This window comes from Streptomyces termitum (assembly GCF_014650175.1).
In the GTDB taxonomy this organism is placed as follows: domain Bacteria; phylum Actinomycetota; class Actinomycetes; order Streptomycetales; family Streptomycetaceae; genus Streptomyces; species Streptomyces termitum.
Genome location: NZ_BMUL01000016.1, coordinates 18,845 through 35,319, shown reverse-complemented (window position 1 = coordinate 35,319; position 16,475 = coordinate 18,845). Strand labels below are relative to the sequence as shown.

Annotated in this window: 14 protein-coding genes; 8 read left to right on the top strand and 6 right to left on the bottom strand. The window is 75.9% G+C overall.

Going from position 1 to position 16,475, the window contains the following annotated elements; genetic code table 11:
• Positions 1–32 precede the first annotated feature (32 nt).
• Complete coding sequence (gene cobN, locus IE219_RS25330) at positions 33–3,647, top strand: cobaltochelatase subunit CobN (protein WP_189981514.1); 3,615 nt, start codon at positions 33–35, stop codon at positions 3,645–3,647.
• Positions 3,648–3,808: 161 nt separating this feature from the next.
• Here cobN and IE219_RS25325 read toward each other — a convergent pair whose 3' ends face one another.
• On the bottom strand, positions 3,809–5,443 hold the full coding sequence (locus tag IE219_RS25325) for an ABC-F family ATP-binding cassette domain-containing protein (protein ID WP_189981512.1): 1,635 nt from the start codon (positions 5,441–5,443) through the stop codon (positions 3,809–3,811).
• 202 nt (positions 5,444–5,645) lie between these two features.
• On the opposite strand from IE219_RS25325, the gene IE219_RS25320 reads away from it, so the two are divergent.
• Positions 5,646–6,515 carry an alpha/beta fold hydrolase gene (locus IE219_RS25320; RefSeq protein ID WP_189981510.1) on the top strand — a complete coding sequence of 290 codons (870 nt, stop codon included), beginning with the start codon at positions 5,646–5,648 and terminating at the stop codon, positions 6,513–6,515.
• A 20-nt stretch (positions 6,516–6,535) separates the two neighbouring features.
• Here the strand turns inward: IE219_RS25320 and IE219_RS25315 are convergent, their stop codons facing one another.
• Complete coding sequence (locus tag IE219_RS25315) at positions 6,536–7,510, bottom strand: S8 family serine peptidase (RefSeq protein WP_189981509.1); 975 nt, start codon at positions 7,508–7,510, stop codon at positions 6,536–6,538.
• 142 nt (positions 7,511–7,652) lie between these two features.
• On the opposite strand from IE219_RS25315, the gene IE219_RS25310 reads away from it, so the two are divergent.
• The gene (locus tag IE219_RS25310) at positions 7,653–8,696 is read left to right on the top strand and encodes a DUF1648 domain-containing protein (RefSeq protein ID WP_189981507.1); all 1,044 of its coding nucleotides are present in this window, start codon (positions 7,653–7,655) and stop codon (positions 8,694–8,696) included.
• A gap of 2 nt (positions 8,697–8,698) precedes the next feature.
• Positions 8,699–9,055 carry a GntR family transcriptional regulator gene (locus IE219_RS25305; RefSeq protein ID WP_189981505.1) on the top strand — a complete coding sequence of 119 codons (357 nt, stop codon included), beginning with the start codon at positions 8,699–8,701 and terminating at the stop codon, positions 9,053–9,055.
• A gap of 108 nt (positions 9,056–9,163) precedes the next feature.
• Here the strand turns inward: IE219_RS25305 and IE219_RS25300 are convergent, their stop codons facing one another.
• Positions 9,164–10,135, bottom strand: coding sequence for a D-2-hydroxyacid dehydrogenase family protein (locus tag IE219_RS25300; RefSeq protein WP_189981503.1), 972 nt, complete (start codon positions 10,133–10,135; stop codon positions 9,164–9,166).
• A gap of 115 nt (positions 10,136–10,250) precedes the next feature.
• Between IE219_RS25300 and IE219_RS25295 the strand changes: the two genes are divergently transcribed.
• The 4 genes from IE219_RS25295 (at position 10,251) to IE219_RS25280 (ending at position 13,136) form a co-directional block, all read left to right on the top strand.
• Complete coding sequence (locus IE219_RS25295; RefSeq protein ID WP_373298883.1) at positions 10,251–11,864, top strand: proline-rich domain-containing protein; 1,614 nt, start codon at positions 10,251–10,253, stop codon at positions 11,862–11,864.
• A 72-nt stretch (positions 11,865–11,936) separates the two neighbouring features.
• Positions 11,937–12,347, top strand: coding sequence for a VOC family protein (locus tag IE219_RS25290; RefSeq protein ID WP_189981502.1), 411 nt, complete (start codon positions 11,937–11,939; stop codon positions 12,345–12,347).
• A 19-nt stretch (positions 12,348–12,366) separates the two neighbouring features.
• Entirely contained in the window at positions 12,367–12,636 is a 270-nt protein-coding gene (locus IE219_RS25285; protein ID WP_189981500.1) for a helix-turn-helix transcriptional regulator, read from the top strand.
• A gap of 56 nt (positions 12,637–12,692) precedes the next feature.
• The gene (locus tag IE219_RS25280) at positions 12,693–13,136 is read left to right on the top strand and encodes an iron chaperone (protein WP_189981498.1); all 444 of its coding nucleotides are present in this window, start codon (positions 12,693–12,695) and stop codon (positions 13,134–13,136) included.
• Positions 13,137–13,157: 21 nt separating this feature from the next.
• On the opposite strand, the gene IE219_RS25275 is transcribed toward IE219_RS25280, so the two are convergent.
• The 3 genes from IE219_RS25275 to sigJ form a co-directional block, all read right to left on the bottom strand.
• Complete coding sequence (locus IE219_RS25275) at positions 13,158–14,057, bottom strand: NAD-dependent epimerase/dehydratase family protein (RefSeq protein WP_189981496.1); 900 nt, start codon at positions 14,055–14,057, stop codon at positions 13,158–13,160.
• On the bottom strand, positions 14,054–15,247 hold the full coding sequence (locus IE219_RS25270; protein WP_189981494.1) for an NAD(P)/FAD-dependent oxidoreductase: 1,194 nt from the start codon (positions 15,245–15,247) through the stop codon (positions 14,054–14,056). Before IE219_RS25270 ends, IE219_RS25275 begins: the two co-directional genes overlap by 4 nt.
• 115 nt (positions 15,248–15,362) lie before the next feature.
• Positions 15,363–16,301 (bottom strand): RNA polymerase sigma factor SigJ, encoded by a 939-nt coding sequence (gene sigJ / locus IE219_RS25265; protein WP_189981493.1) that lies wholly within the window; start codon positions 16,299–16,301, stop codon positions 15,363–15,365.
• Between the last annotated feature and the right edge of the window lie 174 nt (positions 16,302–16,475).

The window sequence follows — 16,475 nt, the reverse complement described above, 5'->3', positions numbered from 1 at the left end:
CGGAAACCCCGAGGAAGGGCCTGAGCCTCGCCATGCTCCTGCTGCTGTCGCACTCCGACACCGACCTGCTCAGCGCCCGCGCGGCGAACTCCGCCGATCCCGGGGCCCCGGTCGCGTACCGCTTCGCCAATCCCTCCCGGCTGCCCCTCGACGACCTCCCGGGCCTGCTCGACGGCGCCGAGCTGGTCGTGGTCCGCCTCCTCGGCGGCGTCCGGTCCTGGCAGGAGGGGCTCGACGCGGTCCTCGCCACCGGCAGGCCCGTCGTCGTCCTCAGCGGCGAACAGGCCCCCGACGCCCAGCTGATGGCCGCCTCCACGGTGCCCGTCGGCGTCGCCACCGAGGCCCACGCCTACCTGGCGCACGGCGGCCCCGCCAACCTGGCGCAGCTGGCCCGCTTCCTCTCCGACACCGTGCTGCTCACCGGCCACGGCTTCGAGGCCCCGGCCGCCGCCCCCACCTGGGGCCCGCTGGAGCGGACCGCGCGCGCCACCGACGGCCCGACGGTCGCGGTGCTCTACTACCGCGCCCACCACATGAGCGGGAACACCGCCTTCGTCGGCGCCCTCTGCGACGCCGTCGAGGACGCCGGGGCCCGCGCCCTCCCGCTGTACGTGACCTCCCTGCGCGCCCCCGAGCCGGAGCTGCTCGCCGTGCTGGGGGAGGCCGACGCGATCGTCACCACCGTCCTCGCCGCCGGCGGCACCAAGCCGGCCGCCGCGCAGGCGGGCGGCGACGAGGAGGCGTGGGACGCCGGGGCGCTCGCCGGGCTCGACGTGCCCGTCCTCCAGGCGCTGTGCCTGACCGGCTCGCGGGCGAACTGGGAGGAGAACGACGAGGGCCTGTCCCCGCTGGACGCGGCCAGCCAGGTCGCCGTCCCCGAGTTCGACGGCCGCCTCATCACCGTCCCGTTCTCCTTCAAGGAGATCGACGCCGACGGCCTGCCCGCCTACGTCGCCGACGCCGAGCGCGCCGCCCGCGTCGCCGGGATCGCCGTCCGCCACGCCCGCCTGCGGCACATCCCGAACGCCCGGAAGCGGCTGGCGCTCGTCCTCTCCGCGTACCCCACCAAGCACTCCCGCATCGGCAACGCCGTCGGCCTCGCCACCCCCGCCTCCGCCGTCGCCCTGCTGCGCCGCCTGATCGCGGAGGGGTACGACTTCGGCCCCGAGGCCGACCTCCCCGGCCTGGTCTCCGGCGACGGCGACGAGCTGATCCGCGCCCTCATCGACGCCGGCGGCCACGACCAGGACTGGCTCACCGAGGAGCAGCTGGCGAAGAACCCGGTCCGCATCCCGGCCGCCGACTACCGGCGCTGGTACGCCGAACTCCCGGCCGAACTGCGGGAGAAGGTCGAGGAGCACTGGGGTCCGCCGCCCGGCGAGATGTTCCTCGACCGGTCCCGCGACCCGGAGGGCGACATCGTCCTCGCCGCCCTGCGGCGCGGGAACCTGCTGGTCCTCATCCAGCCGCCGCGCGGCTTCGGCGAGAACCCCATCGCGATCTACCACGACCCCGATCTGCCGCCCTCCCACCACTACCTGGCCGCCTACCGCTGGATCGCGGCCCGCGCGGAGGACGGCGGCTTCGGCGCCGACGCCATGGTCCACCTCGGCAAGCACGGCAACCTGGAGTGGCTGCCCGGCAAGAACGCCGGCCTCTCCGCCGCCTGCGGCCCGGACGCGGCCCTCGGCGACATCCCGCTGGTCTACCCGTTCCTCGTCAACGACCCGGGCGAGGGCACCCAGGCCAAGCGGCGCGTGCACGCCACCCTGGTCGACCACCTGGTGCCGCCGATGGCCCGCGCCGACTCGTACGGCGACATCGCCCGCCTGGAGCAGCTCCTCGACGAGTACGCGCAGATCTCCTCCATGGACCCGGCGAAGCTGCCCGCGATCCGCGCCCAGATCTGGACCCTCATCCAGGCCGCGAAGCTCGACCACGACCTCGGCCTGGAGCAGCGGCCGGAGGACGACGGCTTCGACGACTTCCTGCTGCACGTCGACGGCTGGCTGTGCGAGGTCAAGGACGCCCAGATCCGCGACGGCCTGCACGTCCTCGGCACCGCGCCCGCCGGCCCCGACCGGGTCAACCTGGTCCTGTCCATCCTGCGCGCCCGCCAGATCTGGGGCGGCACCCAGGCCCTGCCCGGCCTGCGCGAGGCGCTCGGCCTCGACGAGTCGGCCGCGACCCGCCGCACCGCCGACGAGGCGGAGGCGAAGGCCCGCGAACTGGTCGAGGCGATGGAGGCCGCCGACTGGTCGGCCGACGCGGTCGCCGCGCTCGCGGAGCCGTACGGCCCCGACGTCGCGGCGGTGCTCCGCTTCGCCTGCGAGCAGGTCGTGCCGCGCCTGGCCGCCACCACCGACGAACTCACCCACGCCGTCCACGCGCTGAACGGCGGCTTCGTCCCGGCAGGCCCGTCCGGCTCACCGCTGCGCGGACTGGTCAACGTGCTGCCGACCGGCCGGAACTTCTACTCCGTCGACCCGAAGGCCGTGCCGTCCCGGCTCGCCTGGGAGACCGGCCAGGCCCTCGCGGACTCCCTCCTCACCCGCTACCGCGACGACAACGGCGACTGGCCCACCTCCGTCGGCCTCTCCCTGTGGGGCACCAGCGCCATGCGGACCGCCGGCGACGACGTCGCGGAGGCGCTCGCGCTGCTCGGCGTCCGCCCGCTGTGGGACGAGGCGTCCCGCCGCGTCAACGGCCTGGAGGCCATCCCCCTGGAGGAGCTGGGCCGCCCGCGCGTCGACGTCACGCTGCGCATCTCCGGCTTCTTCCGCGACGCCTTCCCGCACGTCATCGCCCTCCTCGACGACGCCGTCCGGCTGGTCGCGGCCCTGGACGAGCCGGACGGGTCGAACCACGTCCGCGCCCACACCCGGGCCGACCTGGCCGAGCACGGCGACGAGCGGCGCGCCACCACCCGCATCTTCGGCTCCCGCCCCGGCACCTACGGCGCGGGCATCCTCCAGCTCATCGACTCGCGGGACTGGCGCACCGACGCCGACCTCGCCGAGGTGTACACGGTGTGGGGCGGGTACGCGTACGGGCGCGGGCTCGAAGGCCGCCCGGCGCGCGCCGAGATGGAGACCGCGTACAAGCGGATCGCGGTCGCGGCGAAGAACACCGACACCCGCGAGCACGACATCGCCGACTCGGACGACTACTTCCAGTACCACGGCGGCATGGTGGCGACCGTCCGCGCGCTGCGCGGCACCGCCCCCGAGGCGTACATCGGGGACTCGACCCGCCCGGAGACCGTCCGCACCCGCACCCTGGTCGAGGAGACCTCGCGGGTCTTCCGGGCCCGGGTGGTCAACCCGCGCTGGATCGAGGCGATGCGCCGCCACGGCTACAAGGGCGCCTTCGAACTGGCCGCGACCGTCGACTACCTCTTCGGCTACGACGCCACGACCGGCGTCGTCGCCGACTGGATGTACGACAAGCTCACCCAGGAGTACGTCCTCGACGAGACGAACCGGGCCTTCCTCCAGGAGGCCAACCCCTGGGCCCTGCACGGCATCGCGGAACGCCTCCTGGAGGCCGAGTCGCGCGGCATGTGGGAGAAGCCGGACCCGGAGACCCTGGCCGCCCTCCGCCAGGTCTTCCTGGAGACGGAGGGCGACCTGGAGGACGAGGGCTAGGCCGTGTCCGGCGGATCTTCGCGGGCCCGCGACGCCTGGCACGTCCTCTCGCCGCACGCCCGGATCGCCCTAGTACGTCCAGTACGAGGGCGACCCGGGCGCACGCCGAGAGAACGCACCAGACGCCGCGGGCTGATCCACGAAGATCCGCCGGACAGGACCTAGGCCCCCGTCAGGGCCGCGACCCCTTCGGCGTCCGCCGGTTTTGCCGCCTCCAGCGCGAGGCGGCGGCCCCGGAAGCCGGCGCGGAGGCGGCGGTCGTGGCTGACCACGACCAGGGTGCCCCGGTAGGAGGCGAGCGCGGCCTCGATCTCCTCCACCAGCGCGGGCGCCAGGTGGTTGGTCGGCTCGTCCAGGAGCAGCAGGTCGGCCGGGGCGGTCACCAGGCGGGCCAGCTCCAGCTTCCGCCGCTGCCCGGCGGAGAGCAGCCGGACCGGGGTGGCCAGGTCGCGGGCGGTGAAGAGGCCGAGGGCGAGCAGCTCGCCCTCCCGGCCCTCGCCGAAGGCCGCGCCGACCGTGCGGGGGTCGGTGGGCGGGGCCGTGTCCTGGCGGAGCAGCCCGGTCCGGCGCGGTGCCCGCACGCTCCCCGCGTCCGGGGCCAGCTCCCCGGCCAGGACCTTCAGCAGGGTGCTCTTCCCCGCGCCGTTGGGCCCGGTGACGAGCAGCCGCTCGCCCGGCTCCAGGCGCAGTGTGACCGGCGCGAGCCGGCCCGCGACGGCCGCCCCGGTCAGCTCGACCGGCGCGCCCTCGCCCTCCGGCGCGGCGCGGAAGAGCAGGGGCTCGGGCGGCGCCGGCACCGGGTGCGCGTCGAGCCGGGCCAGCCGCTCCCGGGCGGCCCGGATCCGGCTCATCGCCCCGTGCGCCCGGGACCTGGCCCGGAAGGCGCCCGCCCCGCTGAAGGCGGCGGGGGCCTTGCGCGGGATGGCCGAGAAGCGGTCGATGTTGACGTCGGCGAGGGCCCGCAGGCGGGCGGCCTCCTCCTTCCACTCCTCGTGCTCCCGCACCCTGCGGGCCCGTTCGGCGGCGCGTCCGGTGAGGTAGCCGGCGTAGCCGTCGCCGTACCGGCGCAGGGTGTGCCGGTCCTCGTCCACCTCCAGGACGGCGGTGGCGACCCGGTCGAGGAAGGCGCGGTCGTGGGAGACCGCGACGACCGTGCCCCGGTGGGCGCGCAGCCGCTCCTCCAGCCAGGTGACGGCGGCGTCGTCCAGGTCGTTGGTCGGCTCGTCCAGGAGCAGCAGCTCCGGGTCGGCGGCGAGCACTCCGGCGAGGGCGAGGCGGGCGCGCTGCCCGCCGGAGAGGGTGCCGAGCGGCCGGGCGCGGTCGAGCGGGGCCCGCTCGCCGAGCCGGCGCAGCACGGTCTCCACCCGCCGGTCGGCCCCGGCGCCGCCGCGCGCCTCGTGGGCGGCGAGGAGGGCCGCGTACCGGTCGAGTCCGGCCGGGTCGAGTCCGGCGGGGTCGAGGGTCGCCTCGGCGTCCCGGATCGCCCGCTCCAGCTCCCGTACCTCCGCGAGCGCGTGGTCGACGGCGTCGCCGGCGGTCGCGGTCGGGGGGAGGTCGAGGGTCTGGGCGAGGTGGCCGAGGCCGCCGGGCGCGTCGATGTCCACGGTGCCGTTGTCGGCGGTCTCCGCCCCGGCGAGGAGCCGGAGCAGGGTGGACTTCCCGGAGCCGTTGTCCCCGACGACGCCGAGGCGTTCGCCGGGCCGGACGGTGAGGGAGACGCGGTCGAGGACGGTCCGGCGGGGTGCGTGCCGGTCGTCGTGGCGCTTGGTGACCTCGGTGAGTCGGGCACGGAACAAGGGCGGTCTCCTTCCGTCGGGGAAACGAGACGGTTCGTCTCGATGGCTTGACCGTACGGCATGGGCGCGGGCTTCACAAGACGGATCGTCTCGTCTTGGCTTGTCCTGTGGGAGGGTGGCGGACATTCGTTCCCGCCCCGGCGATGAGTTCCGGTGCCGCCCGGTGTCTCCTCCTGTGACAGCACCCACGGAGGAGAGAACGATGGCCGACACCACCACCCGCACCCTGGCGACCGACGGAGCGACCCTGGCCTACGACGTCCGGCCCGGCACCGGGACGGACCCCCGGCCCCTGCTGCTCGTCGGCTCCCCCATGGACGCGACCGGCTTCGCCACCCTCGCCTCCCACTTCCCCGACCGGACCGTCGTCACCTACGACCCGCGCGGCACCGGCCGCGGCACGACCGACGAGGGCGGCCCGGTCGAGATCCGGCCCGAGGAGCACGCCGACGACCTGATCCGCCTGGTCGAGGCGCTGGACGCCGGTCCGGTGGACGCCTTCGCCAGCAGCGGAGGAGCCGTCAACTTCCTCGCCGCGGTGGCCCGTCGGGGCGACCTCGTGCACACCCTCGTCGCCCACGAGCCGCCCACCTCCGCCGCCCTCCCCGACCGCGCCGAGGCCGCCGCGGCCTGCGCCGACGTGTACGACGTCTACCAGCGGGAGGGCTGGGCGGCGGGCATGGCGAAGTTCATCTCGCTGACCGGCCACCAGGGCCCCTTCCCGGCCGACTGGGCCTCCCTGCCGGCCGCCCCGCCGGAGACCTTCGGCCTGCCGGCCGGGGACGACGGCCGCCGTGACGACCCGCTGCTCGGCCGGAACATGCGCGGCTGCACCTCCTACGAGCCCGACGCCGAGGCCCTGAAGGCGGCGCCCACCCGCGTCGTGATCGCCGCGGGTGAGGAGTCCGCGGGCGAGTTCGCGGCCCGCTCCGCCGCCGGGATCGCGGCCCTCCTCGGCACCCCGCTCGCCGTCTTCCCCGGCAACCACGCGGGCTTCCTGGGCGGGGAGTTCGGGCAGCACGGGGCGCCGGAGGAGTTCGCGAAGAAGCTGCGCGAGGTCCTGGAGGGCTGACCCGCACCGCCCTCCGGGGGCTACTTCTTGTCGGCCGCCGCCTTCACGGCGGCGGCCGCGTCCACGTTCCCGAGGCCCAGCTTCGGGGCGTTCGCCGGGTTCTTCGCCGTGCTCCGGATCGTCTGCCTGATCTCGGCCGGGCTCAGCCCCTGGTGGTGCAGGAGCGCGGCCACGGCGGAGACGTACGGTGCGGCCATCGAGGTGCCGGAGAGCTTCCCGTACCCGGTGGTGTTCTTGAGGGTCTCCTTCGACGTGTAGGTCGGCAGCGTCGAGAGGATGTCCACGCCGGGGGCCGCGACCGCGTCCTGCGCGCCGAAGTTGGTGAAGGAGGCGGGCCGCCCCTGCGCGTCGGCGGCGTTCACGACGAGCACCGGGGTGGCCACCTTGTACGGCTGGAGGAGGGTCGCGTCGTTGCCCGCGGCGGCGACCACGACCGCGCCCGCCGCGTCGGCGGCGGAGATCGCCTGGTTGAGGACGCCGCCCTGGAGCAGCCGGGCCATCAGGCCGGACTCGCCGAGCGAGAGGTTGATGACGTCGGCGCCGTGCTGGGCGGCCCAGACGATCCCCTTGGTGATGTTCGCGTCGCTGCCGCTGCCGTCCGCGCCCAGCACCCGCACCGGCATGATCCTGGCGCCCGGCGCGCCGCCCGCGATGCCGACGCCGTTGTCGGTGTGGGCGGCGGCGATGCCGGAGACGTGGGTGCCGTGGCCGTTGAGGTCCTTGGGGTCGTCGTCCCCGTCGACGAAGTCGTAGCCGTCCACCAGCCGCCCCTTGAGGTCCGGGTGTCCCGGGTCCACCCCGGTGTCGACGACGGCGATCACCGTGTCGTCGCCCTTCGACGTCTTCCACGCCCCGGGCAGCTTCAGCGCGTCGAGCGCCCACTGCTGCCCGCGCAGCGGGTCGGGCTCCGGATCGCTGCCGCAGCCGGTGAGGAGGGCGGCGGTCAGTGCCGTCAGGACGGGCAGGGCGGTGAGGGCGGCGGGCCGGCGGCGCATGCGGAATCTCCCCGTTCGACGGCATTCGTCAGCGTGGGGACCAGTGAACAGGCGCGCTCCGGGCGCCGCATCCGGAGAAGGAGCGGCGCACCCTCTCTCGTAAACGCACTTGTTCTAGTAGAGTGCGAACAAGGAGGTTGTCATGAACCCTGCCGAGTCCCGTCCGTCGTCCGCGCCGGACACCCCGCCCGCACCGTCCACGCCGGGCGCTCAGGCCGTGCCGGACGCCCCGGTCCGCTTCGGCCTGCACGTGCCGTTCCGGCTCCGCGTCCTCACCGCGCTCCCCTTCGTCCTCGCCGCCGCCGTCACCCCGCTGCTCATCGCCCTGTGGAGCGACCGGCTCCCCGACCCGCTGGCCACCCACTTCGGCCTCGACGGCGTCCCCGACGGCTTCACCGGGCCCACCGCCTTCGCCGTCCTCGCCGCCGCCGTCCCGCTCGCCCTCGGCGCCGCCTGGACCGTCTTCACCCACCGCAGCGCCCTGTGGGGGGCCTGGCTGACCTCCGGACTCATCGGCACGCTCCTCGGCCTGGTCGTCCGGGACAACCTCGACGCCGCCACCGCCGCCGACGTCCGCTCCCCGCTCTCCCACCTCGCGATCGCGCTCGGCGCCGGCGCCGTCCTCGCCCTCGCCGGACACGGCCTGTCCCGGCTCGTCCCGCCCGAGGACGCCACCGCCACCGGCATCCGCATCTCCCCCGGGGCGCCCCGGCTCGACCTCGGCGCGGGCGAGGCCGCCGGCTGGTCCCGCGCCACCGCGTCCGCCCCGCTCACCGCGCTCGCCCTGCTGTTCCTCGCCGGCGGGGTCCTCGCCGCGCTCCTCGGGCCGTGGCCGCTGCTGCTGCTCGCCGTCGCCGTCGCGGTGCCCGGGCTCGCCCTCGCCCGCGTCCGGGTGGTCGTCGACCGGCACGGCCTCACCGTCCGCTCCACCCTCTTCCCCCGGCCCCGCGTCCACGTGCCGCTCGCCGAGATCACCGGCGCCGACGTCCGCGAGGTGCGGGCCCTGCGCGAGTTCGGCGGCTGGGGCTACCGGGTCCGGGCCCACCGCTCCGGCGTGGTGCTCCGCTCCGGCGAGGCCCTGGCCGTCCGGCGCGGAAACGGCCGCGAGTTCGTCGTCACCGTGCCCGACGCGGGCACCGCCGCCGCCCTCCTCAACACCCTCGCCGAACGGGATGCGAGGCTCTGACCGTGCTCTTCCGTGTCGACCCCGCCTCCTCCGTGCCGCTCGGCGACCAGATCGCCGCCTGCGTCCGGGGCGCCCTCGCCGACGGCTCCGCCGCGCCCGGCGAGCGGCTCCCCGCCGCACGGGAACTCGCCGACTCCCTCGGCGTCAACGTCCACACCGTCCTGCGCGGCTACCAGCGGCTCCGCGAGGAGGGCCTCATCGAGCTCCGGCGCGGCCGGGGCGCCGTCGTCGTCCCCGGCGCCGCCGCCCCCGACCGCGCCCGGCTCGTCGCCCGGCTCCGCGAGGCCGCCGCCCAGGCCCGCGAACTCGGCCTCACGGAGGAGGAGTTCGTGGAACTGGCCCGGACGAGCCTGGCCTGAGGACGTACGGTCCGGGCCCGACCCGACGACGCCGCACGGGCCCGGCCCGGCACCCGTACCGCGATCAGCCCGCAACCTCTGCGGGCCCGGCCCGGTGCTCGTACGGGATCAGCCCAGCACCCGGACCGGTTCGCCCGTCAGCCAGGCCGTGATGTCCTCCACCGCCTGTCCGAAGTAGCGGGCGTAGTTGGCCCTGGAGACGTAGCCGAGGTGGGGCAGGGCGAGGACGTTCGGCAGGGTGCGCAGCGGGTCGCCGACGGGCAGCGGCTCCGTCTCGTACACGTCGAGCCCCGCCCCCGCGAACCAGCCCTCCCGCAGCCCCCGCAGCAGCGCCGACCCGTCCACGAGCCCGGCCCGCGAGGTGTTCACCAGGTACGCGGACGGGCGCATCGCCCGCAGTTCCGGCTCGCCGACGATCCCCCGGGTGCGGTCGGACAGCACCAGGTGCAGCGAGACCACGTCGCTCGCCGCGAACAGCTCGGCCCTGCTCCCCGCGAGCCGTACGCCCTCGTGCGCGGCGACCCGCTCCGGCGTCAGGTGCGGACTCCAGGCCAGCACCTCCATGCCGAAGGCCCGCCCGACGGCGGCGACCCGCCCGCCGATCTTCCCCAGCCCCAGCAGCCCCAGGGTCCGGCCCGCCAGGTCGGTGCCGACCGTCGACTGCCAGGGCCCGCCCTCCCGCACCGCCCGCGCCTCGGGGACGAGGTGCCGGGCGAGCCCGAGGATCAGCGCCCAGGTCAGCTCGGCGGGCGGCTCGGAACCGCTGGCGGTGCCGCAGACGGTGATGCCGCGCTCCCGGCAGGCGGCCAGGTCGATCGAGGCGTTGCGCATCCCGGAGGTGACGACCAGCCGCAGCCGGGGCAGCCGGGCGATCAGGTCCGCGTCCAGCGGGGTCCGCTCGCGCATGACGACGAGGATCTCGCAGTCGCCGACGGCGGCGGCCACCGCGTCCGGCCCGTCCAGGTGCTCGCGCACCGTCCGCACCTCGACCCGCCCGGCGAGCGGCCCCCAGTCGGCGGAGGCGAGGGCGGCCCCCTGGTAGTCGTCGAGCACGGCGCAGCGCGGCAGCGGAGAAGTCATGCCCGCATGATCGCGTACGGCCCCGGTTCCGGACCCGGCCGGGCGGGCGCCGGGGCCGTCACCCGTACGGACCCGTACGCGGGCCGGACCGGCGTCCCGCCCCCAGAGTGGCCGCATGGGAACGACGGGCGACGCCGCGACAGACGGCCCGGGGGAGAGCCGGGGGCACGACGGGGGAGGGAACGGGGACCCGCCCCGGGACGACGGCCCCACGGGCCACCCGCCGCACGACCACCCGCCGACGGCTCCCGTCCGCCCGCCGACGGCTCCCGACGAGCCGCCGACGGCTCACGACAGGCCCGCGGGCGGGGCCAAGCCCTTCGGCGGCGCCGAGCCCGTCGGCGACGCCGAGTCCGTGGGCGGAGCCAAGCCCTTCGGCGGCGAGAAGTCCGTGGGCGGCGCCATGCCCGCAGGCGGCGGCGAATCCTCCGGCCCCGCCGCCCCTCCCGGCTCCGGCACTCCTCCCGCCCCGGACGAGCTCACCGCCCTGCACGCCAGGATCGCCGCCCTGGAGGCGCGGGAGAAGGCCGCCCGGCCGGCGAGGGAGCACCACCGGCTCCGCTCCTTCTTCTCCGGCGTCCTCGTCTTCCTGGGCTGCCTCCTCGTCCCGCTCGGCCTCGTCGCCGCCTGGACCGCCGACATCGTCGGCGACACCGACCGGTACGTGCGGACCGTGCGGCCGCTCGCCTCCGACCCGGACGTCCAGGCCGCCGTCGCCGACCGGGTGACCACCGCCGTCATGGACCACATCGACCTGGCCTCGCTCCTCCAGGGCGTCGCCCCCGACCAGCGGCCCCTGGTCGAGAAGGCCCTCGGCAAGCTGGGCGGCTCGCTGGAGAGCGCCGTCGGCGACTTCGTGCACCAGCGCGCCCAGGACGTCGTCGCCTCCCCGGCCTTCGAGACGGTCTGGACCGACGCCAACCGGGCCGTCCACACCTCCCTCGACCGCGCCCTGACCGGCGACGAGGACGGGGCGGTGAAGATCGAGACCGACCAGGTCACCATCGACCTGGCCCCGGTCATCGACCGCGTCAAGGAACGCCTGGTCGCCTCCGGCCTCACCGTCGCCGCCGACATCCCGGAGATCCACACCGACTTCACCGTCCTGCGCTCCGACGACATCGGCAAGGCCAAGACCGGCTTCGCGCTGCTCCAGAAGCTCGGCACCTGGCTGCCGGTGATCGCCGTGGTGCTCCTCGCGGGCGGCATCCTGCTCGCGGTGCGCCGCCGCCGGGCCCTCGTCGCGGGCGCCCTCGGCTTCGCCGCCGCGGCCCTCGTCCTCGGCATCGCACTCACCGTCTTCCGTACGGTCTACCTCAACGCCCTGCCCTCCGACGTCTCCCCGGCCGCCGCCGGCTCGGTCTACGACGCGCTCGTCCGCTACCTGCGCACCTCGGTCCGGGTCTGCGCCGCGCTCGGCGTCCTGGTGGCCCTCGCCGCCTGGCTCACCGGCCCGAGCCGCCCCGCCGTCCTGGCGCGCGGCCTGTGGCGCTCCGGCATCGGGGCCACCCGCGCGACGGCGGACCGGGCCGGGATGCGGCTCGGCCCGGTCGGCGGCTTCGTCCGCCGCTTCCGCGCCTGGATCGTGTGGATCCTGGTGGCCGCCGCGGCGGTGGCGTACGTGCTGTGGCCGTACCCCACCGGCTGGGTGGTGATCGGCCTGGCGCTGGCCCTCCTCTTCGCCCTGGCGGTCACGGACTTCCTGGCCGACGACACCCCGGACCCCTGAGGCCCGGGCCCCTCCCGGAGGAAGTCCGGAACGGAGAAGCGCCGCCCCCGCCGCCCCGCTACGGTCACGCCCATGAACCTCACCATCCACACCACCGCCCTCCCGCACGAGGACCCGGACGCCTCCCTCGCCTTCTTCCGCGACCTCCTCGGCTTCGAGGTCCGCGCCGACGTCGGCCAGGGCCGGACGCGCTGGATCACCGTCGGCCCGCCCGGTCAGCCCGGCACGTCGATCCTGCTCGCCCCGCCCGCGGTCGACCCGGGCGTCACGGAGGAGGAGCGCCGGGTCATCACGGAGATGATGGCGAAGGGCACGTACGGCTGGATCCTGCTCGCCACCCCGGACCTGGACGAGGTGTTCGCGAAGGTCGCGGCCGGCGGCGCCGAGGTCGTCCAGGAGCCGACGACCCAGCCGTACGGCGTCCGCGACTGCGCCTTCCGCGACCCGGCGGGCAACCTGATCCGCGTCCAGGAAGCCCGCTGAGCAGGCAGGAGGACCCGCCATGTGCCACCCCGGATGGGCGACGGCCCGCGCCGAGGACGTACGGCTCCGACGGCTGCGGACCCTGCGCCGGGTCCGCGACCGGATCTCCCGGCACCGCGCCCGCCCCCTCGACGTCCCGGCCCTCGCCCGCGAGGCGGGCCTGACGCCGGAGGCGCTGCACCGCGCCTTCACGGAGGCGTACGGCACCACCCCGTACGCGTACGTCACCGCGCTCCGCGCACCGGTCAGTTTCGGAGAAGCCCCCGGGGACCCCGGAAACCTAGCCTGAGAACACAGCAGGGAACGACGGAACACCACCGCACCACGACCCCAGGGGGAAGCACCATGGCCGCCACCGAGAACACCGCCCAGGAAGGCTTCACCGCCGAGGAGCGCGAGGCGATGAAGGAGCGCGCGAAGGAGGTCCGCGGCACCCGCGCCAAGGGCAGGGCCAAGGCCGACGGCGAGGCCGACCTCCTCGCGAAGATCGCCGAGATGGACGACGCCGACCGCGCCCTCGCCGAGGGCGTCCACGCCCTCGTGAAGAAGGCGGCCCCCGACCTCGCCCCGAAGACCTGGTACGGCATGCCCGCCTACGCCCGCGACGGCAAGGTCGTCGTCTTCTTCCAGAGCGCCGGCAAGTTCAAGGCCCGCTACGCCACCCTCGGCTTCAACGACTCCGCCGCCCTCGACGACGGCGCCATGTGGCCCACCGCCTTCGCCCTCACCGCCCTCACCCCCGCCACCGAGTCCCTCATCACCACCCTCCTCACCCGAGCCACCTCCTGACCCTGCCCCGCCCCCGCCCCCTCACCCCGCCCGCATCCCCGACCGGTGGTCCGGGTGGCGGGGGGTCCAGTCGAGGTCGTGGGTGGCCTTGGCGTGGGAGGTGCGGAGGTGGGTGTCGAGCATGAGGCAGCCCAGGTAGGGGACGGCCAGGCGGAGGAGGGGGGCCGGGAGGAGGAGGCGGCGGCCGGGGCGGGCGGCGGCGAGTTCGCCCCAGGTGGCGGGGCGGTCGTCGGTGACGGTGTACGCCTCGCCCGCCCGGCCCCGTTCCAGGGCGGCGACGGTCGCCCCGGCGGCGTCGTCGACGTGGACCCACGGGACCGTGCCGCCCCCGCCGAGGGGGACGGGCACGGTGCGGCTGCCGGGGGTGGGGTCGAACCAGGTGCCGGGGCCGTAGAAGATCCCGTACCGCAGGGCGATCCCCACCACGTGGTCCGCGGCGAAGAGGCGTTCCTCGGCGGCGAGGAGGCCGGTGACCACGTGGTCGGCGACGGTGCCGGTGCGCACCCCGAAGGGGTCCTCCTCGGTGAGGACCCGGTCGCCGTGGTCGCGGTAGCCGTGGCCGAGGACGAGGGACTGGGTGACGAACCGGCCCGCGCCGAGGACGCCCGCCGCCTCCAGGAGGTGGACGGTGCCGAGGTCCCGCAGCACGGTGCTCGGATCGTCGGCGGCGAGGGTGCGGCGGGGCGTCCTGAGGGCGGTCAGCTGGTGCACGACCGCGTCGGCGGACAGCCCGTCCACGGCCCGCAGCAGCCCCTCCCGGTCGAGGGCGTCGGCGCGGACGGGCGTGCCGCCCAGGGCCCGTACCGCCGCCGCCGACCCCTCCGACCGGGCGAGGCCCAGCACCTCGTGTCCGTCGCGGACGAGGGCGCGGACCAGCGGCCGTCCGATCGCGCCGGTCGCCCCGGCGAGCAGGACCCTCACGCGGTGGCCGGGGCCGTCGTCCGGGCGGCGGCCGCGGTGGCGCGGCGGCGGCGGGCCGGCAGGCCGAGGGTGGGGTGGGCGACGCCCCAGGCCGCCCCCTTGCAGATCAGCTCCTTGTAGAGGGCGGCGAGCCGGCCGGTGAGGGCCCGGTCCACGGCCCGGTCGTCGGCGGTGACGAACTGGATCAGGCCGTTCCCCCGGCCGAGGGAGACGCACTGCTGGAAGTAGCGGACGGGCACCTCGGGGACGGTGCCGCCGGTGAGCCGGGCGGCGAGGGCGTCGGCCGCCTGCCAGGCCATGGGGACGCCCGAGGCGCAGGACATGCGCAGCGGCAGGTCGCCGGGGCCGGTGGCCATGGCGGCGTCGCCGATCGCGTACACGTCGGGGTGGGAGACCGAGCGCATGGTGCGGTCGACGACGATCTGCCCCCGGTCGGTGCGCGCGAGCCCGGTGGCGGCGGCGATCGGGTGGACGGCGAAGCCGGTGGTCCAGACGGTGACGTCGGCGGGCAGGACCGTTCCGTCGGCGGTCGTCGCCCGGTCGGCGGCCACCTCCGCGACGGCCGTGTGCTCGTGGACGGTGACGCCGAGCCCGGCCAGGACCTTCCGCAGGTGGGCGCGGCCCTTGGGGGAGAGCCGGTCGCCGAGCGGGCCGCGGGTGGCGAGGGAGACGGCGAGGTCGGGGCGGGCCTCGGCGATCTCGGCCGCGGCCTCCAGGCCGGTCAGTCCGCCGCCGACGACGAGGACGCCCCGGCCCGCGCCGAGGGCGGCGAGCCGGTCGCGGAGCCGGAGGGCGCCGGGCCGGCTGGAGACCTCGTGGGCGTGGGCGGCGACGCCGGGCACCCCGCCGTCGTCCCAGCCGCTGCCGAGCGCGTACACGAGGGTGTCGTACGGGAGTTCCGCCGCGCCGCCGTCGGCCGGGTCGAGCGCGACGGTGCGGCGGTCGGCGTCGACGGCGGTGACCCGGGCGAGCCGCAGCGCCACGCCGGTGCCCGCGAACATGCCGGCGAACGGGCGGGGCGCGAGCTCCTGCCCGGTGGCGAGCTGGTGCAGCCGGACGCGCTCGACGAAGTCGGGTTCGGCGTTGACGAGGGTGAGGGAGACGTCTTCGCGGTGCAGCCGCTTGGCGAGGCGGCCGGCGGCGACGGCGCCGGTGTAGCCGGCGCCGAGGACGACGATGCGGTGCTGCATGTCCGTGCTCCTGTCTGGGGGGTTCCGCCGTGCTGTGTCGTCCCTTGAACCGGACGGCCGGGCGATCCCTGACAGATATGAGACGTGACCTGCATCACACCATGCGCGGGGCGGGTCAGAGCACGTACAGCGGCTCGTCCTCCCGCCCCCGCCACCACGCGTTCGCCCGCTCCAGCTTGTCCGGGTTGACCTGGCTGCGCACCGCGACGACGCCGTCCGGCGTGACCTCCAGGCAGCTCACCCCGACGATCCGGCCGTCCACGACCGCCAGGAAGGCGGGCCCGCCGTTGGCCGAGACCACGTGGATCTCCGGCACCCCGCCGACCAGCTTCCGCTTCGCCGGACCCGGCTTGAACAGGCCGCGCAGGAACGTGGCCACCGCCACCGCGCCCTCGAACGCCTTCGCCCGCGCCGGGACCTTGCCGCCGCCGTCGCCGACGGCCACCGCGTCCGAGGTGAGCAGCCGGATCAGCGGTTCGGTACGGCCGCTGGTCGCGGCGGCCAGGAACTCCTCGACGACCCGCCGCGCCGCCGCCCCGTCGATCTCGGTCCGCGCCCGCCCGGCCGCCACGTGCTTGCGGGCCCGGTGGTGGATCTGCTGGCTGGCGGCCTCGCTGACGTCAAGGATCGCGGCGATCTCCCGGTGCGGGTAGCCGAACGCCTCCCGCAGCACGTACACCGCCCGCTCGTTCGGCGACAGCCGCTCCAGGAGCACCAGCACGGCGTACGACACCGAGTCCCGCTGCTCGGCGGTGTCGGCGGGGCCGAGCATCGGGTCCCCGGCGAGCAGCGGTTCCGGCAGCCACTGCCCGACGTACGTCTCGCGCCGGGCCCGCGCCGACGTCAGCTGGTTCAGGCAGTAGTGGGTGAGGACCTTCGTCAGCCACGCCTCGGGCACCTCGATCCGCCCGGTGTCGGCGGCCTGCCAGCGCAGGAACGTCTCCTGCACGGCGTCCTCCGCCTCCCCCGCCGAGCCGAGCAGCCGGTACCCGATGGCCTCCAGGCGCGGCCGCGCCCGCTCGAACAGCTCCACGTCCCCCACGGTCAGCGCCATGCGGCCATCCTAGGCACCCCCACGGCCCCGGAAGGTGACCCAGGACACACCGCCGGGGCGATGAGTCCGCTCGATCGCGTCGGTCATATGAGCGACAACCCCGCGGTGAGGAAGGCCCGTCACGACCGAGACGCTCCCCCCGTACCATCGCTCTCTCCTCGCGGCCCCCGCCGG

Coding starts and splice junctions, on each gene's coding strand:
- IE219_RS25270 (WP_189981494.1), bottom strand. CDS start 15,247: ATGCAGCACCGCATCGTCGTCCTCGGCGCCGGCTACACCGGCGCCGTC.
- IE219_RS25300 (WP_189981503.1), bottom strand. CDS start 10,135: ATGACTTCTCCGCTGCCGCGCTGCGCCGTGCTCGACGACTACCAGGGG.
- IE219_RS25320 (WP_189981510.1), top strand. CDS start 5,646: ATGGCCGACACCACCACCCGCACCCTGGCGACCGACGGAGCGACCCTG.
- IE219_RS25310 (WP_189981507.1), top strand. CDS start 7,653: ATGAACCCTGCCGAGTCCCGTCCGTCGTCCGCGCCGGACACCCCGCCC.
- cobN (WP_189981514.1), top strand. CDS start 33: ATGCTCCTGCTGCTGTCGCACTCCGACACCGACCTGCTCAGCGCCCGC.
- IE219_RS25295 (WP_373298883.1), top strand. CDS start 10,251: ATGGGAACGACGGGCGACGCCGCGACAGACGGCCCGGGGGAGAGCCGG.
- IE219_RS25280 (WP_189981498.1), top strand. CDS start 12,693: ATGGCCGCCACCGAGAACACCGCCCAGGAAGGCTTCACCGCCGAGGAG.
- IE219_RS25285 (WP_189981500.1), top strand. CDS start 12,367: ATGTGCCACCCCGGATGGGCGACGGCCCGCGCCGAGGACGTACGGCTC.
- IE219_RS25290 (WP_189981502.1), top strand. CDS start 11,937: ATGAACCTCACCATCCACACCACCGCCCTCCCGCACGAGGACCCGGAC.
- IE219_RS25315 (WP_189981509.1), bottom strand. CDS start 7,510: ATGCGCCGCCGGCCCGCCGCCCTCACCGCCCTGCCCGTCCTGACGGCA.
- sigJ (WP_189981493.1), bottom strand. CDS start 16,301: ATGGCGCTGACCGTGGGGGACGTGGAGCTGTTCGAGCGGGCGCGGCCG.